General features: G+C 56.3%; 25 protein-coding genes. 16 read left to right on the top strand and 9 right to left on the bottom strand.

Annotated features, from left to right (window positions below):
• Positions 1-58 precede the first annotated feature (58 nt).
• Complete coding sequence (locus IK012_RS00455) at positions 59-304, top strand: hypothetical protein (RefSeq protein ID WP_173343400.1); 246 nt, start codon at positions 59-61, stop codon at positions 302-304.
• An 8-nt stretch (positions 305-312) separates the two neighbouring features.
• Positions 313-1,017 (top strand): MauE/DoxX family redox-associated membrane protein, encoded by a 705-nt coding sequence (locus IK012_RS00450; RefSeq protein WP_290949257.1) that lies wholly within the window; start codon positions 313-315, stop codon positions 1,015-1,017.
• Positions 1,018-1,111: 94 nt separating this feature from the next.
• On the opposite strand, the gene prfB is transcribed toward IK012_RS00450, so the two are convergent.
• Positions 1,112-2,219, bottom strand: a protein-coding gene (prfB, locus tag IK012_RS00445; RefSeq protein WP_173384781.1) for a peptide chain release factor 2 whose coding sequence is annotated in 2 segments (ribosomal slippage) — positions 1,112-2,146 and positions 2,148-2,219 — 1,107 coding nt in all. Because the reading frame shifts where the segments join, the coding sequence is not laid out codon by codon here.
• The gene (locus tag IK012_RS00440) at positions 2,219-3,223 is read right to left on the bottom strand and encodes a peptidylprolyl isomerase (RefSeq protein WP_290949252.1); all 1,005 of its coding nucleotides are present in this window, start codon (positions 3,221-3,223) and stop codon (positions 2,219-2,221) included. The genes prfB and IK012_RS00440 overlap by 1 nt, the downstream gene beginning before the upstream one ends.
• 81 nt (positions 3,224-3,304) lie before the next feature.
• On the opposite strand from IK012_RS00440, the gene IK012_RS00435 reads away from it, so the two are divergent.
• Positions 3,305-3,907, top strand: a complete 603-nt coding sequence (locus IK012_RS00435; protein ID WP_290949243.1) for a peptidylprolyl isomerase — start codon at positions 3,305-3,307, stop codon at positions 3,905-3,907.
• Between the two features lie 80 nt (positions 3,908-3,987).
• Here the strand turns inward: IK012_RS00435 and IK012_RS00430 are convergent, their stop codons facing one another.
• The 6 genes from IK012_RS00430 to IK012_RS00405 all read right to left on the bottom strand — a co-directional run bounded on the left by IK012_RS00430 (position 3,988) and on the right by IK012_RS00405 (position 9,314).
• Entirely contained in the window at positions 3,988-4,788 is an 801-nt protein-coding gene (locus IK012_RS00430) for a fibrobacter succinogenes major paralogous domain-containing protein (protein WP_290949241.1), read from the bottom strand.
• Positions 4,789-5,018: 230 nt separating this feature from the next.
• Positions 5,019-5,822, bottom strand: a complete 804-nt coding sequence (locus IK012_RS00425) for a glycosyltransferase family 2 protein (protein WP_290949238.1) — start codon at positions 5,820-5,822, stop codon at positions 5,019-5,021.
• Positions 5,823-5,828: 6 nt separating this feature from the next.
• Positions 5,829-6,917, bottom strand: a complete 1,089-nt coding sequence (locus tag IK012_RS00420; protein ID WP_290949234.1) for an NAD-dependent epimerase/dehydratase family protein — start codon at positions 6,915-6,917, stop codon at positions 5,829-5,831.
• Positions 6,917-7,336, bottom strand: a complete 420-nt coding sequence (locus tag IK012_RS00415) for a hypothetical protein (RefSeq protein ID WP_290949230.1) — start codon at positions 7,334-7,336, stop codon at positions 6,917-6,919. The genes IK012_RS00420 and IK012_RS00415 overlap by 1 nt, the downstream gene beginning before the upstream one ends.
• A 44-nt stretch (positions 7,337-7,380) precedes the next feature.
• Positions 7,381-7,926: a DJ-1 family glyoxalase III gene (locus IK012_RS00410; protein ID WP_290949227.1), complete on the bottom strand. Its 546-nt coding sequence runs from the start codon at positions 7,924-7,926 to the stop codon at positions 7,381-7,383.
• A 47-nt stretch (positions 7,927-7,973) separates the two neighbouring features.
• Complete coding sequence (locus IK012_RS00405) at positions 7,974-9,314, bottom strand: radical SAM protein (RefSeq protein WP_367273753.1); 1,341 nt, start codon at positions 9,312-9,314, stop codon at positions 7,974-7,976.
• A gap of 122 nt (positions 9,315-9,436) precedes the next feature.
• Between IK012_RS00405 and IK012_RS00400 the strand changes: the two genes are divergently transcribed.
• Positions 9,437-10,321, top strand: a complete 885-nt coding sequence (locus IK012_RS00400; RefSeq protein WP_290949221.1) for an Hsp33 family molecular chaperone HslO — start codon at positions 9,437-9,439, stop codon at positions 10,319-10,321.
• Between the two features lie 50 nt (positions 10,322-10,371).
• Entirely contained in the window at positions 10,372-10,989 is a 618-nt protein-coding gene (thrH, locus tag IK012_RS00395) for a bifunctional phosphoserine phosphatase/homoserine phosphotransferase ThrH (RefSeq protein WP_290949218.1), read from the top strand.
• A gap of 243 nt (positions 10,990-11,232) precedes the next feature.
• Here thrH and IK012_RS00390 read toward each other — a convergent pair whose 3' ends face one another.
• Positions 11,233-12,633 carry a hypothetical protein gene (locus IK012_RS00390; protein ID WP_290949215.1) on the bottom strand — a complete coding sequence of 467 codons (1,401 nt, stop codon included), beginning with the start codon at positions 12,631-12,633 and terminating at the stop codon, positions 11,233-11,235.
• A gap of 371 nt (positions 12,634-13,004) precedes the next feature.
• Between IK012_RS00390 and IK012_RS00385 the strand changes: the two genes are divergently transcribed.
• From IK012_RS00385 to IK012_RS00335, 11 genes are read left to right on the top strand one after another with little or no spacing between them, the layout of a single operon-like run.
• Entirely contained in the window at positions 13,005-15,143 is a 2,139-nt protein-coding gene (locus IK012_RS00385) for a bifunctional (p)ppGpp synthetase/guanosine-3',5'-bis(diphosphate) 3'-pyrophosphohydrolase (protein WP_290949212.1), read from the top strand.
• Complete coding sequence (locus tag IK012_RS00380; protein WP_173344133.1) at positions 15,140-15,730, top strand: hypothetical protein; 591 nt, start codon at positions 15,140-15,142, stop codon at positions 15,728-15,730. The genes IK012_RS00385 and IK012_RS00380 overlap by 4 nt, the downstream gene beginning before the upstream one ends.
• Before the next feature lie 47 nt (positions 15,731-15,777).
• Positions 15,778-16,158, top strand: coding sequence for an NADH-quinone oxidoreductase subunit A (locus tag IK012_RS00375; RefSeq protein WP_290949208.1), 381 nt, complete (start codon positions 15,778-15,780; stop codon positions 16,156-16,158).
• The gene (gene nuoB, locus IK012_RS00370; RefSeq protein ID WP_290949205.1) at positions 16,149-17,408 is read left to right on the top strand and encodes an NADH-quinone oxidoreductase subunit NuoB; all 1,260 of its coding nucleotides are present in this window, start codon (positions 16,149-16,151) and stop codon (positions 17,406-17,408) included. Before IK012_RS00375 ends, nuoB begins: the two co-directional genes overlap by 10 nt.
• Positions 17,408-18,544 (top strand): NADH-quinone oxidoreductase subunit D, encoded by a 1,137-nt coding sequence (locus tag IK012_RS00365; protein ID WP_290949203.1) that lies wholly within the window; start codon positions 17,408-17,410, stop codon positions 18,542-18,544. The genes nuoB and IK012_RS00365 overlap by 1 nt, the downstream gene beginning before the upstream one ends.
• 3 nt (positions 18,545-18,547) lie before the next feature.
• Positions 18,548-19,669: a complex I subunit 1 family protein gene (locus IK012_RS00360; RefSeq protein ID WP_173344137.1), complete on the top strand. Its 1,122-nt coding sequence runs from the start codon at positions 18,548-18,550 to the stop codon at positions 19,667-19,669.
• Positions 19,670-19,682: 13 nt separating this feature from the next.
• Positions 19,683-20,156: an NADH-quinone oxidoreductase subunit I gene (locus IK012_RS00355; RefSeq protein ID WP_290949198.1), complete on the top strand. Its 474-nt coding sequence runs from the start codon at positions 19,683-19,685 to the stop codon at positions 20,154-20,156.
• Positions 20,156-20,761: an NADH-quinone oxidoreductase subunit J gene (locus tag IK012_RS00350; protein WP_290949193.1), complete on the top strand. Its 606-nt coding sequence runs from the start codon at positions 20,156-20,158 to the stop codon at positions 20,759-20,761. The genes IK012_RS00355 and IK012_RS00350 overlap by 1 nt, the downstream gene beginning before the upstream one ends.
• Positions 20,762-20,769: 8 nt before the next feature.
• Positions 20,770-21,066 (top strand): NADH-quinone oxidoreductase subunit NuoK, encoded by a 297-nt coding sequence (nuoK, locus tag IK012_RS00345; protein WP_290949189.1) that lies wholly within the window; start codon positions 20,770-20,772, stop codon positions 21,064-21,066.
• A complete protein-coding gene (gene nuoL, locus IK012_RS00340) occupies positions 21,059-23,014 on the top strand; it encodes an NADH-quinone oxidoreductase subunit L (RefSeq protein WP_290949187.1) in 1,956 nt (651 codons plus the stop codon). The genes nuoK and nuoL overlap by 8 nt, the downstream gene beginning before the upstream one ends.
• A gap of 7 nt (positions 23,015-23,021) precedes the next feature.
• The gene (locus tag IK012_RS00335; RefSeq protein WP_290949183.1) at positions 23,022-24,560 is read left to right on the top strand and encodes a NuoM family protein; all 1,539 of its coding nucleotides are present in this window, start codon (positions 23,022-23,024) and stop codon (positions 24,558-24,560) included.
• The last annotated feature ends 1 nt before the right edge of the window (position 24,561 follow it).

The following is a 24,561-nucleotide window of genomic DNA, read 5'->3' as shown; positions in this document are numbered from 1 at the left end:
CTGAACTTGATTCAGGACAGGGTCGGAATATAAAACCAACTTTTTGTATATTAAGGCTATGAAATTTTTTGAATTTATCGCATCTGTTTTATTGCTCTGCGTTGCAGCGGTATGCATCCCGGTCGCACTCGCAGCAAGCGCCGCAATCTCTTACGCCAAAAAGCTGAACTGGCTCGTACTTATCGGCATCGCCCTCTTCTGCATAGCGCTCGCCATCATAAACAACATCCGCGTGGGTGAAGGCAAATCCGTCGAATGGATTGGCACTCAGGACGTGATGGAAAAACCGGCGGATATCCTGTAGGAGGCGATATGATTGAATGTTTTGAAAAGAAAAATATCAAGCGCACCATCGCTTCCGCAGCTTTACTCCTTGTCGCCACATTCTTCGTAGCCTTCGGCGTGGCAGAAATCAGCTTCCCCGAAAGCTTCCTCACGTTTACCGACCAGGACTGGCTTCTCGACATCTGGCCCAAGGCATTCCGCTACAACATCCAGGTGGGTGTCGGAGCCTGCGTCATCTGCGGGCTGCTCATCATCCCGGCTTACAAGCTCCAGAAGGATTTCGCCATCCGCGCGCTTGAGGTCCTCTGCCGCATCGGCATCGGCGGAATGTTCATCTTCGCCTCCATCTTCAAGATTCAGGACCCGCACCAGTTCGCGACTCTCGTCGCACAGTACCAGTTCTTCTCCGCGCTGCACCTGGACTTCGTGAACAACTTCTTTGCGCTAGTTTATCCGCAATTTGAACTCTGGTTCGGCCTCGCGATGATCTTCACGCCTTTCGTGAAGGAATCCGCATTCGCCATCTTCTGGATGTTCGTGAGCTTCATCATCGCGCTCGCCTGGGCGCTCTGGAACGACCTCGGCATCACCTGCGGGTGCTTCGAACTCGAAGGCGCTCAAGACAAGGCCGAAGCCTGGACCAGCCTCATCCGCGACCTGATTCTCATCTGGCCCACGCTCTGGCTCGCTCTCCGCAAGAACCGCAGCCTGATCGGCATCTGGAAGAAGTAACATTCAGAATTACATAAAATGAAAAGCCCCGGCAAAACCGGGGCATTCTTTTTTTTGCGACAAAAATAACGTCGAACGAGCGGTCTTCGGTCTTTTATTTCTGCTCTTCGCTGGTGCTGAGCAGATAGGCGTCGATAAACTGCCTAATCTTGCCGTCGAGCACGCCCGCGGTATCGGAGGTTTCCACACCGGTACGCAGGTCCTTCACCAGCTGGTAGGGCTGCAACACGTAGCTGCGGATCTGGCTTCCCCACTCGACCTTCTTCTTCTCGGCCATGCGGGCGTCGCGCTTCGCCTCTTCTTCGAGGCGGTAGTGCTCGGCCACCATGGTCTTGAGCATCTTGTAACAGGTCTCGCGGTTCTGGATCTGGCTGCGTTCCGTCTGGCAGCTCGCCATGATACCCGTGGGCAAGTGAGTCATGCGCACGGCGGAATCCGTCTTGTTGATGTACTGGCCACCCGCACCGCTACTGCGGTAGGTATCCACGCGCACATCGGCCATGTCCAAATCAAATTCCACGTCCTCGTGCTCGGGGTACAGGTACACGGCGGTAAAGCTCGTGTGGCGGCGGGCGTTAGCGTCGAACGGGCTGATGCGCACCAGGCGGTGCACGCCTATCTCCGAACGGAGCAGGCCGTACGCGTTCTCGCAGGTCACCTCGATGGTCGCGCTCTTGAGGCCGGCATCTTCGGCTTCCTGGAAGTCCACCACCTTGAAGTCCATGTTCTCGCGCTCGAAGAAGTGCGTGTACATGCGGAACAGCATCAGGGCCCAGTCCTGGGACTCGGTACCGCCCGCACCCGGATGGATAGACATGAGGCATGCGCAGGCGTCGTCCGGCCCGTTCAGCATCTTCTTGAATTCCATCTTCTCCACGCGCGCCTTGAGGGCCGCAATATCGGACTCGATGGTCGCAGTAAGGTCGGCGGATTCCTCCGCCTTGCTCATCTCGTAAAGTTCAGCCAGGTCATCGCAGCTCTGCGAAACCTCTTTCCACGCATCAAGAATATCGCGCAGGTTGCCGATTTTCTTCATCATCGACTGCGCTTTTTCCTGATCGTTCCACAGGTCCGGGTCTGCGGAATCCTTCTCGAGGACGTAAAGTTCCTCGGTCTTGGCTTCTAAGTCAAAGATACCCCCAGAGCTTGTCGATGCGGCTGCGCAGGTCGATAAGCCCGGTGTGAGTAGTCTGGAAGGCCATTACTTGCCCCCGATAGCCTGCGGCGGGGTGTACTTCTTGTCGAGGTACTGGACCTTGTAGACCTTGGCAAGTTCGTCGAGGTAAGCCTTGAGCTTCATCTGGCGTTCCTGTTCGGCCTGGAGTCGCAGGTAGTATTCAATCTGGACCTTGTAGCTATCGTACTTGCCGTCGTTGCGTTCAGCAAGCATGAAGATGTACACGCCGTCCTTGTCGGTGATGACGTCGGTAATCTCGCCCACCTTGATCTTGTTCACGGCCTTCACGAAGGCATCGCCCTTGGACTTGGCGACGAACTTCGGCATCATGCCGCCGGTCTTCTTCGCATCCTTATCGTCGCTGTAGATGGCGGCGAGCTGTGCGAAAGTAGCCTTCTTGGTACGCACCTGGGCGGCGAGGCCCTTGAGCATATCCTTAGTATCGTTGATTTCCTGAGCCTTTTTGCCCTTGGTAGAAACCCAAATACGGGCACCGCTGATGGAATCGTTGATGACCGCCTTGTCCTTGTTGAGTTCCCAGAAGGCTTCCTTCTGCTTTTCGGTCGGATCCTTCGGGAAGGGAACCTTCTTCTTCAGGAGCTCTTCGCTCTTGAGCTGGTCTTCAAGCTTTTCCTTGAACTGAGCCATCGTCTGGCCGCTCTGCTTGAGCTGCTTCTGGAACACGTCCTCGCTCGGGAACTGCTTCTTGAAAAGTACGGCAAGGCTGTCAACGCGGGAGGCGGGGACCTTGATGCCCTGCTTCTTGCATTCGAGCTTCACGAGTTCCTGGCCAACGAGGTTGTCGATCACCGCATAGCGGACCTGGGTCATGGTCTCGTCATTCACCTTCTTGCCCTGGAACTGCTGCATGGCAAGCGCCTGGGTCAAGCTATCGATACGGCCGGCGGAGAAGCCAGTCTTTTCGACACGGATGACATCGATGCTCTTGCTATTGAGAAGCTGTGCGGAGGCAATACCCGCGGCCATGGCCACGGCAAGTAAACTACGGGAAACAAGTTTAATAGACATTATCTATCCTTTTTAAAAAATCCGAACTTAATATAGCAAATTATTCTATATTGCAGCCACAAATCAAAAAAAGGATACCCAATGAAGATTGCCGACAAGACCGTAGTCCAGATGCACTACACCCTCACCTCCGACGAAGGAGCCGTTATCGATTCCTCCGAAGGCCGCGAACCGCTCCAGTACATCCAGGGCGCCCACATGATCGTGGTCGGGCTCGAAAAGGCCATGGTAGGCCACGAAGTCGGCGACAAGTTCGACGTGAAGGTCATCCCGAGCGAAGGCTACGGCGAATACGACGAGCGCATGACGCAGGAAGTCCCGATGGATGCGTTCCAGGGTGTCGAGAAGGTCGAAGCCGGCATGATGTTCTATGCGCAGACCCCCATGGGCCCGATGCCCATCCGCGTGAAGTCCGTCTCGGGCGACAAGGCCATCATCGACGCGAACCACGAACTCGCGGGCAAGAACCTGAACTTCGCGATCGAAGTCGTGAGCGTGCGCGAAGCTACCGAAGAGGAACTGAACCCGCAGGGCCACTGCTGCTGCGGTGGCGAAGGCGAATGCAAGTGTGGCGAAGAAGGCCACGAATGCGAATGCGGCGGCGAAGGCCACCACAAGGAAAACTGCGACGGAAAGGGCGGCTGCGGTTGCCCCAACCACGACAAGCACCACGGCAACGGCTAATCAGTCCAAGCAAACGGTCGCTCAAGTAACCTTGGCGACCGCTTCACTCAGCTTGCTTGCACATTTTTGCGACATTCGCCTTATTCGTCTTTGACGCAGCGGACAGATACGCCTTCTGATTTGTGTATAACATAATACTCCAGATTCGTATTGCGATTAAACAAGCCCATTGCATAAGCGCGGAGAGAGTCACTGTCAGTCGCTGTCCAAAAGTATGTTTCGCTACCTATCTCAAGGTAATGCCTAAACAATCCTCTTATGCCCGCTGCAAGTGCAGAAAAACCAAACCCATCCGAACCAATTCCGCGCTTTTCCCCATAATCCTTCCAGCCATCCGTAAATTTCATCATTTCACCCGCCAGGGACTGGCCCCCAGCCATTTTTATTATCTCGAAAAATTCCTTAGTCACCGGAAGGTGCCAACCTTCAGGGCAAACGCCCCGCACATTCCCTTCTGGCGTACATACCCGGTCCAAGCCGCAGTTCCTGCCTTTTGAACCCCATCTGCCAGCGCTATCCATCGCAGCCGCCCAAGTATAAAGGCGCCCGAACTCGGTGCAATAGAAGTCTTCGTCGTCATAGCAAAAACTATTATCAGTCTCGTAGTTCAGGTTTTCTGCCATCCACCAGTGCTCTCCAATCTTAACCGTTCTGTAGACCTGGTCGTCACGCCTGTCCGTCAAGGAGTCGTACTCGCAGTTATCTTCTGTTTCTGTTTTGCAGATGGCGTCATTGGCCGTAGCCCCCTTCGAGCTACTGGACTTGATCGAGGAAGAAGAGTCCCCCAACGGACGCGTCGTAAAATTGCTGTCGTCATCGCCGCAGGCAATGAATAAAGCCAGCGCTACCGATATGGCTAAAGACTTGGTCCAGAAACGCATCTACTCCTCCTTGAAGCCCTTTTGCTCTTAAACATATATTTTTTTATCGTGTCTTTTACCCTCGGGGCGTATAAACCGGAGTAAAACCCGCATTTTATATGCCCCAGACTTAGATAACAACACCTTTCGTTTACTCACAAAATAACAAAAGGGCGTATAAATTCAGAAAAAAAGCTCGCTTATACGCCCCCGCGGCAAAATTCGCGTTTGTCGTTGGCAATAATTCGGCTTTACCGCAGGCAAAAACGGCGCCAGGTTTGGCGCAACACGCGTAGGCCGTAGGTGACGGCGTTCAAGTTGGATGTCTCGCCGGCATAGCGCGTGGGGATCGGGAGTTCCGCCAGCCTGTACCCGCGGGCATCGGCGATGGAGATGATTTCCAAATCGATATCGAAGCTCGGACTCAGTTTCGCGAGGTCAAGCGTCTTCAGGAATTCCGCATTATAGACGATAAATCCGCTGTGGCGGTCCGTGAGCTTCTGCGTGAATGCAAGGTTTTCAAGCGCCGTGAGGAATGCGCCGCCGAGTCGTTTGTGGAGGGGCATGTTGCCGGCACGAGCCGCACCCGGGACGAGGCGGCGCGAACCCTGTACTAAAGCGAGCATTCCGCCATCCGGCAAGACGCCCGCGGGCTCGTTGCACGATCCGTTTGCAGGCTGATTGCGCGCGCTCTCAAGATGAGCGAAGAATTCATCCAACTTTTCAGCGGGATACTGGCCATCCCCATGCAGGCAGGCGATAAACTTCGCGCCGGAGCGCAGGCCCTCGGAAATCCCGCGCTTCACTACGGCACCGTACCCCAAGTTCCGCTCGAAACGCTCGTACTGCAAGTGATCCGCGCATGCCTTACCAGAAACCGCGCACTCCTTATCTGCGATAAACATCTCAAAAGTCCCGCGTGTATCGTCCTTCGAGCCGTCATCAATCACGAGCACTTCCGCGCGTTCCATAACAGCAGGCGGAATACGCCCCAGCACATCCGCGAGAGTCGCAGACACATTGTATGCAGGAACGAATATAAAATAGTCAGGCATAACGCACTAGACGGAATAATGCTTTACAAACCAAGCGAGCGATTCTTCCAGCGCGACATCGAGCGGGATGCGCGCCTTGAACCCGAGCAACCGTTCTGCCTTCGCGACACTCGGCATGCGACGCATGGAATCGTCGTAACCCACGCCGTAGTATTCCTCGCCCGAAACGCTTTGCGGTTCAGGCAGCGTCGAGACATCCACACCGCGCACCTTCGCGAAAATAGTCCGCATCTTCGCAGCAAGTTCCGCAATCGAGACCTCGTTCTCCGGATTCCCGACATTGAACGCCTGCGAAAACACTCCGGCACAACCCGCATTCGCAGAAGCAGCATCCGGCGCCGCACCGGAACCCGATGTTCCCGCGGCAAACAGTGCGAACAAGAAGTCCACCGCATCATGCACGCTGGTAAAGCAGCGCTTCGCCTTCCCGCCGTTCACGAGCTTGAGCGGTTCACCCCGCAACAGCGCCGTCGAGAAATTCGCGAGCACACGCGGGATGCCCTCACCGTCGACACCCGGCATAAAGTCCATGTACGGCCCGACAAAGTTGAACGGGCGGACAACCGTCCAGCGCAAACCCGGCAGCCCCGCGATATAGCGTTCCGCCAAGAGTTTCGCCGTCGCGTAGCTCCAGCGGCTAGCGGTAACCGGCCCGAAAACGGCTGGCGTCGAGTCCTCGAGCAGTTCGCCCGAATCGGCGGCCGTCTTCCCGTAAATTTCGGAAGTCGAAAAATGCACGAGCCAAGAACCGCTCTTCGCGCAAGCCTCCGCAAGCGCTGCAGGATGGTCGTAATTGCTGCGGATGACTTCGCAGGCCTCCCCCATGTAGCGGCTCGGCGTGCATATGGCGGCGAGGTTCACCACCAGCGGGAACTTTGCGATTCGTTCCACGACAGCGCGGTCCGCGAGGTCGGCACACAGGAACTCGCAACGTTCATGGTTCAAGCGGTGCTGGAGCCTGTAGAAATCGAGGTCAACGCCAAAAACGCGCCAGCGGGTACGTTCCAGCACGGCGTCTAGCAGGTGGCTACCGATAAAACCACCGCAGCCCACGATGGCTACGGTGATGCTACTGTCATCGAATCGGAGGTTCATTACTCCTTGACCTTGAAGGTCCCGGAATTAGCGCCCTTCTTCGTGTTTTCGTACGGAATCACACGAATGATAGCGGTCGACGTCGCCTTGACGATGTCCTTGCTGAGGACGACTTCCTGCTCATAGCACTTCTTGCCGTCCGGAGTTTCGGGACCGGCGGAACCATCGAGCAAGTCCTTGCCGATATCGTCTTCGGAGGTCTTGAACACGAAACGGTAGCCAGAACCCTGCACATCGGAACCGTACACGACGGTAATCTTGTCGCCAATCTTGAATTCTTCGCCACCCTTGGGAGAAACAACCTTCACGCCACCGGAAACGGTGCAATCGAAATCAGAGCTGTTGTCGGCCGAGGTCGTGTCATCACAGGCCAAAAAAGCGAGCGAGCCAGCAAGAATCAGAGCGTGGGAAAACTTCATAAAATCCTCTCTTTGATGTTATACCATCAATATACAAAAAACAGCTAGCGCGCCACCACCTGTTTGCGAATTTTCTCGGACAAATAGCGCCCGCCCAGCAGGGCGATGCATTCGAAAGTGAATTCCTCGGCAGTTCCGGCCCCGCGGCTCGTGACAATATTGCCATCCACCACCACGCGGTCTTCCACGAACTTCTCGCACACGAGTTCCGTCTCGCAGCCCGGGAAACATGTCGCCGTCCTGTCTACGAGGAGGCCAGCCTTGCTCAGCACGAGCGGAGCCGCACAGATGGCAAAAATCCACTTGTCCTTGTCATTGAAGTCGCAAACGACGTGCTCCACGTCGGAACTCGCTTTGAGGCGCTGCACGCCCGGACCGCCGCCCGGCAGAAGAACTGCATCGAACTTTTCGGTATCGGCGCCCTTCAACGCGAAATCGGCTACAACTTTGAGCCCGTGAGCACCCGTCACGATAGAATTGCCCGAAACGCTCGCCAGAGCGACCTCGAACCCGGCCCGCTGCAGGTAGTCGAACGGAGTGACGAATTCGGTTTCCTCGAAACCGTCAGCCATAAGGAATAGTATCTGCATATTGTACCTCGTTTTTAACGAATATAATAAATTAAAAACGCATCCTTTTAAATGGACTTCGCTATTCGTTCTGCTATCGCCCCAATTTTTTCATACGATATTATACGGCAAAGCATATCGGTGAACTTTCCGTATTTTCGATAAAGGAAATTAAAAGTAAAGTAAGCGGCCCTTATGCGTTTTGATTCCGGACAACGTCGCCATATGTTTTTCAGGCTATATATTTCCTTATAAATCCAACGGTACCCTTGATACAATTCCTGCTTAGTCATCCCCTTTGGTTCATAAACAACATGGGCCGTATTGTAGAGGGTCAAGTCATCCGTAAGAATCCTTCCCTCCGCTTTCATCCTGTCGTAGAGCGCTGTTCCCGGGTAAGGCGTCAGAATATGGGATGTGACCGTCTCGATTTTATTTTTCACAATCCAATCCAGAGTCGACCTGAACGTCTCGGGCGTATCGCCATCAAGCCCAAATACGAAACTCCCGTTGATCATGATACCCCTTTCGTGTATCGCCTTTATCGCCTTCTCGTATTCCTGCGTATGGTTCTGTACCTTGTGAACTCCACTCACAGATTCGGGATTAATACTCTCAAAACCGATAAACAAGCTTTGACATCCTGATTCTTTCATCAGGTCGAGCAATTCATCGTCAAAAGCCGCATTGATGGATACAGCCGCTCTCCACTTCAACCGCATAGGCATGATTTCTTTCAGGAGCTGTTTAGTCCATCTGGGGTTTCCCGCAAAATTGTCGTCGATAAACATGACGTGTCTCGAACGTACCGCCTTGATATCGGCCAAGACATCTTGAATATCGCGGTTTATGTATTGATGCGCCTTTGCGCTGTTATAGCAAAAATCACAACGGAAAGGGCACCCCCTGCTCGTATGGACGACATGGCAATATAGGTATTCGCCCTTCTTGAGGAAATCATAGGCCGGAGAAACTATTTGACTTCCATCGAGTAATTTGGGGCAACAGTAGACGGGTTTCAGATCATTGTCCTGGAAATCCCTTACGATGTCCGGCCAAGTGCCTTCGGCGGCGCCAATGCAAAGCACGTCAAATACATCTTTGGGAATCGTATCATAGGCTGTTGTCACATGGATTCCGCCAGCAACGACAATAGAGCCTTTTTCACGAAAACGTCGAGCGATTTCGATAGCCCTCGGCAAAGTATCAACTGTAACGGACAATCCAACAATATCAGGCGTATCTTCGTAATGAATTTGTTGGATATTTTCGTTTTCCAGCTGCACATCGTGTTCTTTTCTGACCAGATTCACAATCGTAAGCAGGCCCAAAGGAGGGGCCATATGCAGCTTAATGTCCGTGTCCATGGGACGGCGGCACATCTTGGGTTGGATCAACTTGATTAGCAGGCGTTTTTTCACTAGCTTAATTATAACAATATTTGCATTTTCCACCCATTTCCATAGCATTTCTCCCCAGAAAAGAAAGGACTACTATTACCTCCCGACCACTTTTTTACTAAATTTGGGCCATGAATTTCAAGGACCGCATTATCCGCGCCACGGGCCAAAAGACGCCCTTCCGCCTGATTGTCGTCGACTTGACCGCGACGATGAACGAAATCGGCAAGCAGCACAACGCACGGGGGTTCGCCCTCAAACTCCTGGCCGAAAACTCAATCGCAAGCATCTTCCTGAGCGCCTCGCTCAAGTATGCGGGCACGGTCTCGCTCACCACGCGCTTCGGCGGCGAAATCACGAAGGTTTCGTCCGACACGACCCCGATGGGGCTCGTACGCGCGATGATTCCGCAGGTTGAACTTGCCGCCGTGGGCGGTAACGAACCCGCGCTCATCCCGCAGAGCGTGCAGGTCGTGAAGCTGAACGAGCAGGGCAAGCGCGTCCACGAAAGCATTATCGAAGCGCCCTCCGTCTCGATGGGCCAGAACCTCGCCACCTACCTGCTGCAGTCCGAACAGATCCGTTCCGCCGTGGGCATCGAAGCCGCCTTCAACCGCGAAGACCCGAGCAAGCTCGACTACGCCGCGGGTTTCTACATCGAAGCCTTCCCCGACCTCGAGGACAAGGACATAAACCTCATCGAAGTCATCGTGCAGAACCTGCCGAAGTTCAAGGACATGAACACGCCCGAAGGCTTCAACCTCGATGAACTGCTGGACCAGCTGCGCGGGCCCTACGAAATCGACATCGTGAAGGAAATCGACCCGAAGGCCTACTGCCCCTGCAGCCGCGAACGCACCCTGGCGACCCTCGCCACGCTCCCGCTCAAGGACTTGCAGGAACTCGAATCCGAAGGCAAGAACCTCGAAGTCATCTGCGATTTCTGCCGCACGCCGTACCAGATTACCCCGCAGGACTTGAACGAGATTATAAAGGATAGAAAGAACGATAAATAATGTGAAATGCCTAGCATTTCCCACCAACCACTAGCCACAAGTCACTAATTATGTTCACGAAACAATGTGTCGTCACCCTGGACCTTGAAGGAGTCCTTGCCCCCGAAATCTGGATCGCCGTCGCCGAAAAGACGGGCATCGCGGACCTGCGCCTCACTACCCGCGACATCCCCGACTACGACGTGCTCATGAAGGGCCGCATCGCCATCCTCGACCGCGAAAACATCAAGCTCTCCGACATCCAGAACGTCATCGCGAACCTCGGCCTGCTCGACGGCGCCCGCGACTTCATGGACAAGCTCCGTGACGAAGCCCAGGTAATCATTCTTTCGGACACATTCCAGGAATTCGCCTACCCCATCATGAAGAACCTCGGATTCCCGACCATCTTCTGCCACAACCTGGTTGTGGAAAACGACATGATCAAGGGGTATCACCTGCGCATGAGCGACCAGAAGACGAAGGTCGTGAAGCACCTGCAGGAACTGAACTTCAAGGTGTTCGCGAGCGGAGATTCCTTCAACGACACGGGCATGCTCAAGCAGGCAGACAAGGGCTGCTTCTTCTGCGCACCGGACTCCATCGTGGCACAGTTCCCGCAGCTCGAAGCCACCAAGACCTACGCGGAACTCCTCGAAAAGTTCCACCAGTTCCAAGAAAAGCTGTAATAAGGCCGAGCACTATTGCAATCGCGACCCGCTAACACCGGGCCGCTTTTTTGTTGGCAAGGCGTCGAGCGAGAAACCCGAATTATCCGTGAGCCGTAGGCGGCTTGTATTAACAAGCCGTCGGAGGCGAGAGCGAACGCATACCGGAGTAATTCAATACCTTAAACGTAGCGTGAGCGGTCAAAAAAACGGGGCCGGTTGCCCAGCCCCGCCCGATTTTATCAGGAGTTATATCGGGAGATTCTAATTAAGATTCGGCGTCGTCCAATCAATCCATTCAGACTTGCTGAAGTTAATCGTCTGAGTATTCTTGGTGTAGTCTATCTTGCCGGTCTTAGCATCCTTGCCCAGCAGGAACTTGTTGATGAAGTCCTTGACCTCATCGAACTGTCCGTTCGGGAGCTGGCAATGGCCATGCCCGCCTTCCTGGGTATAGGTGTAATTTTCGCTCACGCCGAGGGCGTCGAACACTTCCTTCGAAGCCTGCCCGCAGTAGTTCGAAGGCACTTCGCCCAGCCATTCCTGGCCGGCGTTGTCGATGACGAGGAGCGCACGCGGGGCGACCATGGCCACCAACATGTGCTGGTCGAACGGAAGCGTATTTTCCTTGCCGTCGTAGTTCTTGAAGCTCGAAATCATCCACTTGCCTTCGGTAGCGGCGCTGTTCAGGCCCTGCACGAACTGCTTGCCCTTCTGCTTGTTCACCTGCGCACCGACGCGCCAAAGGGAGGCGCCACCGGAACCGGATTCCTGCGGGATGGTAAGCGCGATACGTTCGTCGAACGCACCGACGGCGAGAGTGCCCTTGCCCCAGCGGGAGCAGCCCGTCATGGCGAGGTGCTTCACGTCGATACCCGCTTCGGGAGTATTTTCGAGAGCGTCGATAATGCGGCTCACGCCCCAGGCCCACGCGATGATGGTGCCCTGGCCACCGTTATAAAGCTGGAAGAACATGCCGCCACCGCTTTCGGGAGCGACATCGTCCGGGTTGAACGTGATCATGGCGATATCGAGGCCGTTGGTCGCATTGCCGAGGCTTCCGCAACCGCCCATCATGCCGCCGCCAAACCCGATGAGGGCCGGCTTCGGATTGTCCTTGGTACCCGCGTTGCTGATTTTCACGGAGAACGAGCCGGACTTGCCCTTGTCGGTCACTTTGATGGTGAGCTTTCCGCCGGAATAGCTACCTTCGACCTTCTCGGGATTGCGCGGCTTGGTACCGAACATGATTTTTTCGTACATCGCGCCGATTTCTTCGCGACGGCACTTCCAGTCGGCCTTCGAAGAAATACGCTTGCCGTCAAGACCCATGAACGGGTCAGGCAGCTTCGCGTTGTTCACACTCGTAGGAATGTTGCCAATCTGGCATTCGCTGCGGTGGTCTTCCACGAAGTCGCCGGATTTCTGCACGACCGCGCTGGAACTGGACGCCACAGGCGGAACGTCAGACGAACTGGAACTCCTATGATGCCTGGAACTGGAGCTTGCGACAAGGGCAGAACTCGAGACGGGAACGGCAATCGAGCTCGACGAAACCAGCGGAAGAACGCTGCTCGAAGACATCGACTGCTGTGTCGTATCCTTCGTGGAATCCTGATCCCCCAGATAATGCGGCTCCGGGCCCGTAAACGACGAAGAAGACACAGTCTCCTCCGACAAAGGCACAGTCGCCGAACTCGCAGGATTATTTTCCTGCTCCGCTAGGCATTCTGGTGTGATGCAACTTTCTGGGCCTACGTTTGCGTTTTCGTTTTCTCCGCACGCCCATAAACCGATGGCAACAAGAGCCACCGGAAATAATGATTTCCGTTTATTCATAACCAACCCCATTTTTTGGGCCGAGGAATTCGACCCAATGAGTGAACATAAAATAAAAACATTTAAAAAGTTTTTTTCCGTTTTTTTCATAAAGCGTTGTTTCTATTTACAACAAATGCGTGAAAATGCCTTATTTTTCGCTTATTTAACCAGATTTCACATTCCAAGAAGCGCATTTTTAGATATAATTATGTGCGATGGAAACAGTGAACCTGACATCGAATCAGGAGCACATTGTCGACGTGCTCATCAAGAAGAACCCGAACCTTGATCGCCGGGTCCTGGAGAAAGCCGTTGCCTTTATCGCCGACGCCCACGACGGGCAATACCGCAAGAGCGGGATGCCCTACACCGAGCATCCCTACGAAGTCGCCAAGATTCTAGCCGAACTCCAGCAGGACCAGTCCACCGTACTCGCGGGACTCCTGCACGACGTTGTCGAAGACACGCAGCACACGCTCGCAGAAATCGCACGGGAATTCGGCGAAGACACCGCGTTCATGGTGGACGCCGTCACGAAGATTACCGCGGCCCAGGAACAGAACAAGACCGCGCAGAAGGCGGAGACATACCGCAAGCTCATCACCGCGATGGCCAAGGACCCGCGGGTCATCATGATCAAAATCGCAGACCGCATCCACAACATGCGTACCATGCGGTACATGAAACCCGAGAAGCGCCGCTCCATCGCGCAGGAAACGCTCGACATATACGTGCCCCTCACCCATAGGTTCGGTCTATACAAGCTGAAGACCGAACTCGAAGACCTGAGTTTCAAGTACGTCAATCCGGACGAATACCAGAAAATCGTCGACGCGCTCATCGAGAACAAAGAGAGGCGCGAAAAGTACGTGCAGTCCGTAATCGGCCCTCTGCAAATCAAGATGGCGCTCGAAGACTTCGACTGCACCATCCAGGGCCGCACCAAGAACATCTACAGCATCTACAACAAGATGCTCAGCCGCGACTGCCAGTTCGACGACATTTTCGATATCTTCGCCATCCGCATCATCGTAGAAACCATTCCCGAATGCTACCTCGCGCTCGGGTACGTCCACAACCTGTGGACCCCGATGCAGAGCCGCTTCAAGGACTACATCGCGACGCCGAAGCCGAACCTCTACCAGAGCATCCACACCACGGTCATCGGACCGGAGAACAAGATGGTGGAAGTCCAGATCCGCACGAAGGACATGGACCTCACCGCCGAAAAGGGTTTCGCCGCGCACTGGGCCTACAAGATGGAAACCCAGCACGAGGGCGAAGAGCTCGCGTGGCTCGACCACATGGTGAAGTTGCAGTCCGAAATCTCGGACTCCAAGGAATACCTCGACTTCTTGAAGGTGGACTTGAAGCCCGACGGCATGACGGTGTTCACCCCGAAGGGCGCTTCCATCGAACTGCCCGAAGGTTCGACCGTCCTCGACTTCGCGTTCGCCATCCACACGGAACTCGGGCTCCACTGTATCGGCGCCCGCATCAACGACGAGGTGGTGAGTCTCGACAAGGTCGTGACGCACGGCGCTACCATCCAGATACTTAAGAGCCCGCACCAGGAACCGAGCCCCGAATGGCTCGACATCGTGAAGACGGTAAAGGCGAAGCAGGAACTGCGCCGCTGGATGAAGACCAGCATTATCCAGCAGTCGATGAGCCTCGGCAAGGAAATCTGGACGCGCGAACTCAGAATCGCGAAAATCGAGAAGGACAAGCGCCCCAGCGAAGACGAAATCCGCAGGTACTTCGGCACGCTCTCCATGGACGACTTCTTCGAGCGCATCGGACAGGGCGAACTGCCCCTGCAGGACATCCACAGGTTCCTTTCGGGCGGAAACGCTCTCCCCAAGGAAATGTCGCTCAGGTTCTTCCCCATCTTCGGAAACGACAAGAGGGCCATCCCCGAAGAAATGCCCCTGCAAATCGGGCAGGAGACGAGTCTCGTCATCCACTTCGCAGACTGCTGCGCCCCGCTTCCCGGCGATGAAATCGTAGGCATCCTCAGGCCCAAGATAGGCATCGAGGTGCACAACAGGAACTGCCCGAACTTGAAGGACTTCCCCGTCGAGCAGCAGATTGCGGTCGCATGGAGCGCCGACGTTTCCAAGCCGTTCATGACGCACCTCACCATCGACACCGACAACCGCAAGAACATCACCCTCGACGTGCTCGAGCAGCTCAAGGGTTCCGACGTGTCACTCGACCGCATGAGCGTGGCAAGCGCGCAATCCACGGGCCGCATCCGCATGGAGTTCAAGGCGTTCCGCAAGGAACAAGTCGATTCCATCATCACGAAGATCAAACAGATTTCAGGCGTGAGGGAGGTTTCCAAGGCATGATAACTCCACTGCACCACAGCGACTACACCCTCAAGAACCGCGCGTTCAACTGCCGCATGCGCAACCGCTACTATGAGGAGGTGTACTACGCCTTCCGTGCAGTGATGCCGCTCGACGCCAAGGGCGATATTGACGGTTCGGCCATGAACCTCGACTGGTTCAAGAACCTCGCCCAGGAAATCAACCGTCTCGACCGCGTGCTCAAGACATGCCTCGAATATGCGCAGGCCGCCGTCTTCTACGGCAAGGCCGACATCGCCACGCTCTACTCCAAGGACAAGCGCTGGGGTATTTTGCAAGAGGAAATCTTCCTCGTGCATTTTTTGCAGGAACTGCTTTCCACGACCCGCTATATCATCGCGCGAATGGAAACCGACCGCATCCTGCAGCAGTGGAGCGGCTCCATGCAAGACATGAAGGCCAAGCCCATGAATTCCGGTTTCGTGAGTTCCATCCAGGAAAAGCTCACCGCGATGAACAACGCGACCATCGAGGAATTCAAGGACCTCTTCAAGCACATCATCGACCGCTTCCAGATAGGCAACACGCTCTTCGGGACGGTACAGGAACTGCAGAACTTCTACTAATGTAAAATGGCTAAGGACTATAGACCAACAACTAGTGACCTGTAATTATGTCTGAATACATCATCCTATCCATCTTCTTGTTCCTGGGCGCGTTCATCGCCGCGGCGGCGACCGTCGTCGGGCTTTTGCTCGGCTACAGGACCAAGAATACCAAGAACAAGATGGCGCCCTACGAATGCGGCATGGAGACCATCGGCAACGCCCGTATCCAGTTCAAGGTGGGCTACTACCTGTTCGCTCTCCTGTTCCTCGTGTTCGACATCGAAGCGCTGTTCCTCTTCCCCGTCATGATGAACTTCAAGGAAATCATGGCAGGGCATACGGCGCTCTCGCCCGTCATCGTCCTTGTTGACCTTGCGATTTTCATAGCCATCCTCGTTTCCGGCCTCGCATACGCCTGGAAAAAAGGTATCCTCAAATGGGAATAATCAACTTCGCCCCCAAGATACTCGACCCGGTTCCCGGCGGCAAGTACGTCGTGAACGCCATCGACTACGTGGTGAACTGGGCACGAGCGAATTCCATCTGGCCCCTGACCTACGGTACTAGCTGCTGCGCCATCGAAATGATGAGCAGCTCCATGGCACGCTACGACATCGCCCGCTTCGGCTCCGAAGTGTTCCGTGCCTCCCCGCGCCAGGCCGACCTCTTTATCCTCGCGGGTACGATCACCCGCCGCATGGCCCCCGCCATCCAGATGCTCTGGGAACAGATTCCCGGGCCCAAGTACGCAATCGCGATGGGCGCATGCACCATCAGCGGCGGACCGTTCATCTACGACAACTACGCCGTCGTCCGCGGTGCGCAGAACCTGATTCCGGTCGACGTGTTCGTCCCCGGTTGCCCGCCGCGCCCCGAAGCGCTTTTCCACGGGCTTTTGACCCTGCGCGAAAAAATCCTGAAGGAAACCTGCCGCAACCCGTGGCACGAAGGCAACCCGAAGGACGTCTCCACCATGGACCGCTACCGCGAAGCGGCGAAGACATGGGCCGCCCTCGAAGAGATGAAGGACGAGGAGATGGCCGAGGCCCGCGCGAAGTTCAAGGAAGAACACCCGGATTACAAGTCCAGCTTCAAGCCCATCCGCGTAAAGAAGGAAGACTTCCCGGAAGTGCCGCGCGTTCCCTTCAACAGGTTCGGCCTCACGCAATCCGAGATTTTCGCCAAACTGCGCGAGAAGTTCCCGAACGTAACGGTGCACACGCACAGCGAAGACCCGATTGAAGACGTGGTGGCGGCACTTCCCGCCGACCGTCCGCTCGAAGTGATGGTGGAACCCGAGGACTACCTCCCCATCGTCGAGTTCGTGAAGAATTCTCCCGAGTTCGCCATGGACTACCTCATTGACGTGACCGCCATCGACTACGACGACCACTTCGACATGGTGACGATGCTGCGCAGCCTGAAGCACGGCCACAAGCTCTTCCTCTGCGTACAGATGAAGAAGAACTTCAGCATCCCCGAGGAGAAGCGCCCGACGTCGCTCCTCGCAAGCGTCAAGAGCATCAGCCACCTGTACCCGGGCGCCGAAGTCAAGGAACGCGAAGTGTACGACATGTTCGGCATCAACTTCGAAGGCCATCCGGACCAGCGCCGCATATTCCTCGACAAGGACTTCGTGGGTTACCCCCTGCGCAAGGACTTCACCCACCCGCAAATGATCAGGAGGCCCGTATAATGCCGAGTCTGCCTCCAGGATTCCGCCTCCAGCGCGAAACCAATACCGAAGAATTTTTCATCAACATGGGTCCCCAGCACCCGAGTACGCACGGTGCGCTCCGCCTTGCGCTGCGCATGGACGGCGAGACCATCGTCGAAGTCGTCCCGCATTTCGGCTACATCCACCGCGGCATGGAAAAGCAGGCGGAATCGATGAGCTACCTGCAGTACATCGCGCTTTCCGACCGCCAGGACTACCTCACGGCCATCCAAAACAACCTAGGCGTCGTGATTGCACTTGAAAAAGGCATGAACGTAGGTGTGCCCGAGAAGGGCGAATACATCCGCGTGATGCTCCAGGAACTGGGCCGCATCGCATCGCACCTCGTGTTCTACGGCTGCTTCGGCGGCGACCTCGGCGGGCAAACCTGCCTGCTGTTCGGGTTCAAGGAACGCGAGATGATTCACGACATCCTCGAAGAAGTCACGGGTTCGCGACTCACCACGAACTACTTCAGGCCGGGTGGAAGCCGCGCCGACGTGCCCGATACCTTCATCCCGCGCGTGAAGGCGTTCCTCGACCACCTCGAAGACACGATGCGCGACTACGAGAGGTTCCTCTCCAAGAACATCATCGTGCTTGAACGCAGCATCGGCATCGGCGTGCTCAGCAAGGAAGACGCCATCGCTTACGGATGCTCGGGCCCGGTGCTGCGCGCAAGCGGCGTCGAATTCGACGTGCGTCGCGCCAACCCGTACAGCATCTACGACCAGTTCGATTTCGAAATTCCGACATTCCAGAACGGCGACTGCTACGACCGTTACAAGATCCGCATTGCCGAAATACACGAATCCATGAAAATCCTGCGCCAGTGTGTCGAAAAGTTCCCGAAGGAAGGACCTTGGCGCAGCAAGGAAAAACCGGTGCGACTCCCCGAGGGCCGCTACTACAGCGAAATCGAGACGGCGAAAGGCCTGTACGCCACCTACGTGGTGGCGGCAACGACCGGCGAGAAGCCCTACCGCATCCACACGCGCGGCCCCAGCTTCCCGCATATCGCAGCGCTCAACAAGATGGCGCAGGGCCACAAGATATCCGACCTCGTGACCATCATGGCAACCCTCGACCCGGTCATTCCCGAAATTGACAGGTAATATATGTTTGTACCTTCAGTCACTAACCCCATCGGCGATTTCGTACGCGACATGGTTCCGCGCCTCGCAGAATTCCTGCCGGCGAGCCTCCAGAGCGATACGCTCAACAGCATCGTCGCATTCTTGATAAACGCGGTCATCTGCGTCATCGCCGTATGCGTGGTGAACATCGGTTCCGCCCCCATCCTCATCTACATGGAACGCAAGGTCTGCGCCCACATCCAGTGCAGACTCGGCCCCATGCGCCTCGGCTGGCACGGTACCATCCAGACCATCGCCGACGTGCTCAAGATGCTCTTCAAGGAAGTCTACGCCCCGAGCGGCGCGGACAAGCTGATGTTCTACCTGGCACCGCTCATCGTGCTCATCGCCCCCTTCATCGTGTGCGCGCTCATCCCATTCGGCAGGAACCTCGTGGTCGCCGACGTGTCGATGGGCATCCCGCTCATCATCGCGGTGAACGGTTTCGGCGTGTTGGGCATCTTGCTCGGCGGCTGGAGCAGCAACAACAAGTACTCCCTGCTCGGAGCGCTCCGCAGCGGCGCCCAGATGATCAGCTACGAAATCTCGTTCGCGATGATCCTTCTGTTCGTCGTGATGATTTCGGGTTCCACGAACCTCATGAGCATCACGCTCGGCCAGGAAGGCACAATCGCCGACTGGTGGATTTTCAAGATTCCCGTACTCGGCATCATCGCCTTCATCCTGTTCTTCATTTCTTCTACCGCCGAAATGAACCGCGCCCCCTTCGACATCGCCGAAGCGGAGCAGGAACTCACCGGCGGCTACCATACCGAATACAACGGCACGCCTTTCGCCATGTTCTACCTCGCCGAATACATCGCGTTGGTGACGAACTCGGCGCTTGCGACCACATGCTTCCTCGGCGGATTCCTGCCGCCCTGCATCGGTGTCTCGTTCGTGGACAACTACCTCAACATGGTGCCCGGTGTCGTGTGGTTCTTCGCGAAAGTCTTCTTCATGATTTGGTGCTACATGATGGTCCGCTGGACGTTCGTGCGCCCGCGCGTCGACCAGCTGATGGATTTCGAATGGAAATTTTTGTTGCCCGTGAACCTCGTGCTGCTCGTTGCCGGCGCGGCATACATAGTGGTCTGTGGTTAGGCGGGAGATTCCTATGCAAGAGAACATTACCCTACTGCAATATTTCAAGCGCTACTTCAAGCGCTGCATTACCGGGCCGTGGAGCCTGATTTGCGGGCTTTCCGTTTCGCTCAAGTACTTCTTTGACCCAAGACGCATCGTCACGGAGCAGTATCCCGAGAACAAAAAGACGCTTCGGATGCACGACCGCTACCGCGGAAGGCTCGAGATGATCGAGGACGAAGAAGGCAACAACCGCTGCACCGCCTGCGGCATGTGCGAACGCGCCTGCCCGAACGCGAGCATCAACGTGCTCTCGACCAAGAACATCGCGGGCAAGAAGGTGCTGGGCCGCTACGTATACCACTTCGCGAGCTGCACCCAGTGCGGGCTCTGCGTGGAAGCGTGCCCGTTCGGCGCCATCCGCATGAACCAGGATTTCGAGGTGGCGACAACCGACCCGAACACGCTCGAAATGATATTGAACAAGAAGGAGGGACAAGGATAATGTTCCCGAATCTAGCCTTACCTAATATCCAGTTGCCGGAGTTTCCGCTGGCCTTCCCGATGGGTGGCATGGATATCGCGTTTTATGTGGTCGCCGCGGTCATGCTCTTTACCGCCATCTGCACTGTCGCCGTGAAGAACATCCTGCAAAGCGCCGTGTTCCTGATTTTCAGCTTTGTCGCGACCGCCATCCTCTACTTGCTCCTGCACGCCGAATTCATCGCGCTCGCGCAAGTGATGGTCTACGTGGGAGGCGTCGTCATCTTCGTGGTGTTCACGATCCTCCTGACAAGCCATCTCGGCGAAGACGCCTTCACCACGAAAATTCCGAGAGTGTTCGCGGCATTCGCCCTTTCCATCGCGTTCGTATTCGTGATGGTCAAGTGCATCCTCCCGGTAGAATCGCTCTCCAGCGGCGCGGTCAGCGCGCCCGAAGGCTATTCCGGACTTGAACAGTTCGCCCTCAGGCTCCTCGGCTACGGCCAGGACGGCTTCATCATCCCCTTCGAGGTGGTGAGCGTGCTCCTCCTGATGACGCTCATCTGCGCCATCACCGTCGCCCGCAAGACAAAGGACGAAGTCGAAAAAGAAAAGGCGGTAAAATAATGAATTTGATGAACTGCCTAATACTCGCATTCCTCCTGTTCGGCATCGGAGTCTGGGGCCTCATGCGCAGGCGCCACCTCATCGGCATGCTCATTTCCATCGAGCTCATGCTGAACGCGGCGAACATCAACTTCATCAGTTTCGCCTATTTCTCCGCGCACGATGCCACCGCGGGTGCGCTCTTCAGTATTTTCGTCATCGCCGTGACGGCCTGCGAAATGGCAATCGCCCTTGCCATCATCGTCACCATGTACCGTCGCCACAAGAGCCTTGACGTAGACCAGTTGAGGGATTTGCATGATTAACGACGTTACCCTCGGTTACCTCATTTTCCTGTGTCCGCTCCTGACATTCGTCATCAACGGGCTGTTTGTCGGCAACAGGAACGCCAAAGCCGCCGCTGCCATCGCTGTTACGCTCAACGGCGTTTCGGCCCTGTCCGCCATCCTCGTCGCGGTACACTACTTCTGCTCGTCGCTCGCCCCGCAGAAGGCCGTCCTCTTCGAGTACACGTTCCTCCCCTTCGTCGACGATCTGGTCGCAAGAATCGGCATGCTCGTCGACCCGCTCTCGGTGATGATGCTCGTCGTCGTCACGTTCATCAGCCTCATGGTGAACATCTACAGCATCGGCTACATGCGAGAAGACCGCGCCGAAGGACGATTCTTCGCGCTGCTCTCGCTGTTCAGCTTCAGCATGCTCGGGCTCGTCGTCGCGACGAACCTGTTCCAGATGTTCATCTTCTGGGAACTCGTGGGCGTGTCCAGCTACCTGCTCATCGGTTTCTGGTACCACAAGCCCTCCGCCGTGAGCGCCTCCAAGCAGGCCTTCATCCTCACGCGCTTCGCCGACAGCTTCTTCCTGCTCGGCATCGTGCTCGTGAGCTACGTGGTGGGGAGCTTCGACTTCTCGACCATCAATTCGCTCTCGCTGATTCCCTTCCGTGCCGAAACCATCGACCTCGGGCTCTGCGTGATGAGCAAGTCAAGCGCGCTCATTCTCGGGTCCATCCTGATATTCACCGGTGGATGGGGCAAGTCGGCCATGTTCCCGATGCATATCTGGCTCCCGAACGCGATGGAAGGTCCGACCCCGGTCAGCTCCATCATCCACAGCGCGACGATGGTGGTCGCGGGCGTCTATCTGGTCGCACGCCTCTTCCCGTTCTTCGCCGTCTGCGGCGATTCCCTCACCATCATCATGTGGGTGGGCGCGTTCACGATGGTGTTCGCCGCCGTCATCGCCTGCACGCAGAAAGACATCAAGCGCATTCTCGCCTACTCCACGCTCTCGCAGCTCGGGTACATGATGTTCGCGCTCGGCGCCTGCAAGATTGGCCAGGCGGTCATCACCATGGGCTGGACCGCATCCACGTTCCACATCTTCACGCACGCCTTCTTCAAGTGCAGCCTCTTCCTTATCGCAGGTAGCCTCATCCATCAGGTCCACACGAACGACCTCGACGCGATGGGAGGCCTCCGCAAGAAGATGCCCGTCACCTACGTCTGCTCGCTCATCTCGATTCTCGCGATTTCGGGCATTCCGCCGTTCTCCGGATTCTTCTCCAAGGATGAAATCATCCTCGCCGCATTCCAGGCCCACCATTACACGGTATTCGCGCTCGCCCTCCTCACGAGCGGCCTTACCACGTTCTACATGTTCCGCCTGTTCTTCCTCGCCTTCCACGGGGAACCGCGCCACGAAGGCGTCAAGGCTGGCCATGTGCACGAAGACCTCGCCATGACGCTCCCGATCGTGGTGCTCGCCATTCCGGCACTCCTTTCGGGCATTCTCGGCAAGGGACTTTTCGAGAAGTTCTTCACGCCCGGAAAGCTGCACGCACCCATTCTCCTGAAGGTAACCGAAGCCTCCTGGATTCCCTTCGCGGCCGTCGGTATCGCCGTCCTCGCGCTCGCCATCGCATGGTTCCTCTATGCGAGCCCGAAGGCGAAAATTCAGCGCGCGCTCGACGCGGAAAACCGTTCCGGCCTTTACAAGGTGGTCTACAACAAGTTCTACTTCGACGAGATGTACTATGCCGTCGTGCGGCAGTTCATCATCGGCGGAGTCGCCCGCGTCTCGCGCGCCTTCAACGACTATGTTGTCGAAGGTCTGCTCGCGTTCTCCGTATGGTTCATCCACAAGTTGGGCGACCTCGTACGCACGGCGCAGGCGGGTTACCTCCCTTTCTATCTCGGCACTCTGATTGTCGGCGTTCTCATCTGGCGTTTCTTCGGCCAGCTTCCCCTGTAGGCGCAACATGGAAACGATACTTTTCAACCTCATCTGGATAATCCCGCTCCTCACGGTCCTCGTATGCGTCCCGCTCCCCGCAGAACGCCCGGGAATCCTGAAGACAATCCACGCCACCTCCGCGACAATAGTCCTCCTCGTCGTCTGCTTCCTCACCTACCGCGTCTATGCGCTTACGGGTGAGCCTGCGAACGAGCTCGCGGCTCCGCTTGCGCTACGGTTCTTTACCGACATCCCGTGGCTCACGATGTTCAACGCGCACTACACCGTCGGTGCCGATGGCCTCAACATCCTGCTGCTCACGCTCACCGCGTTCATCGTCTGGGGCGGCGTTCTCGTGAGCTGGAACATCAAGGGCAACCAGAAGGTGTTCTTCGCGCTCATCCAGTTGCTCGCCACGAGCGTCTACGGCGTGTACATGAGCTTCGACCTCGTGCTCTTCTTCGTGTTCTACGAAATGGAAGCGCTGTGCATGTACCTGATGATCGCATGCTACGGCAGCGGCCGCAGGGACTACGGCGGCAAAAAACTCACGCTCACCCTCGCGTTCGGTTCCTCGATGATTCTCGCGACCCTCTTCGGGCTCTACTTCGAAGGCGGCGTGAACAGCTGGAGCATCATGGAACTCTCCAAGGTCAGCTTGCCGATGGAATTCCAGATGTGGGCTTTCCCGCTCATGTTCATGGGCTTCGCTGTTTCGAGTTCGCTGTTCCCGTTCCATTTCTGGAGCCCGGACGGCCACTCCGCGGCACCTACCGCAGTCTCCATGCTCGCCGCAGGCGTCATGATGAAGATGGGCGCCTACGGATGCCTCCGCGTCGCGATGTTCCTCATGCCCGAAGCCGCAAAGATCTGGCTCCCCTACGTGGTGGCGCTCCTCATATTCAACGTGGTTCTCGGCCCCTTCATCGCGCTCCGTCACAAGGACCTCAAGTACATCACCGCCTACAGCTCCATCAGCCACTTGGGCCTCATATTCCTCGGACTTGCCGCCCTCACGCCGGTAGGCCTGCGCGGCGCGAGCCTGCAGATGATTTCGCACGGGTTCCTCACCGGGCTCTTCTTCGCGACCATCGGCATGATTTACGAACGCACGCACACGCGTGACATCACCGAGATGGGCGGTATCATGCGCAAGATGCCCTTCCTCGGCGTAGGCTTCGTACTGGCCGGCTTCGCGGGCCTCGGCCTTCCGGGCTTCAGCGGGTTCATCGCCGAAAGCACCATCTTCATCGGTGCCTTCCAGCAGGATTCCACGCTCACCCGCATCGTGACCGTGCTTGCCATCCTTTCCATCACGACGACCGCGGTCTATATTCTGCAGACCGCGAACCGCATGCTCCACGGTCCGCTCCCGCAAAAGTATGAAAGCCTTACCGACGGGTGCTTCCGCGAGAAGCTCGTCATCGTCGTGCTTGTCGCATGCCTCCTGTTCATCGGTATCTGCCCCGGGTGGATCGCCGACATGCTGGACACAAGCATCGCGCCGATTTTCGAAAAGATATCTGCGGCCACCCAGCCCGTCATCGGCGGGATAGGAGGTTAAT

This window comes from Fibrobacter sp., from assembly GCF_017551775.1.
Taxonomy (GTDB): Bacteria; Fibrobacterota; Fibrobacteria; order Fibrobacterales; family Fibrobacteraceae; genus Fibrobacter.
Note: the sequence above shows the minus strand (reverse complement) of the source record. Positions and strands in the feature narration are given on the sequence as shown.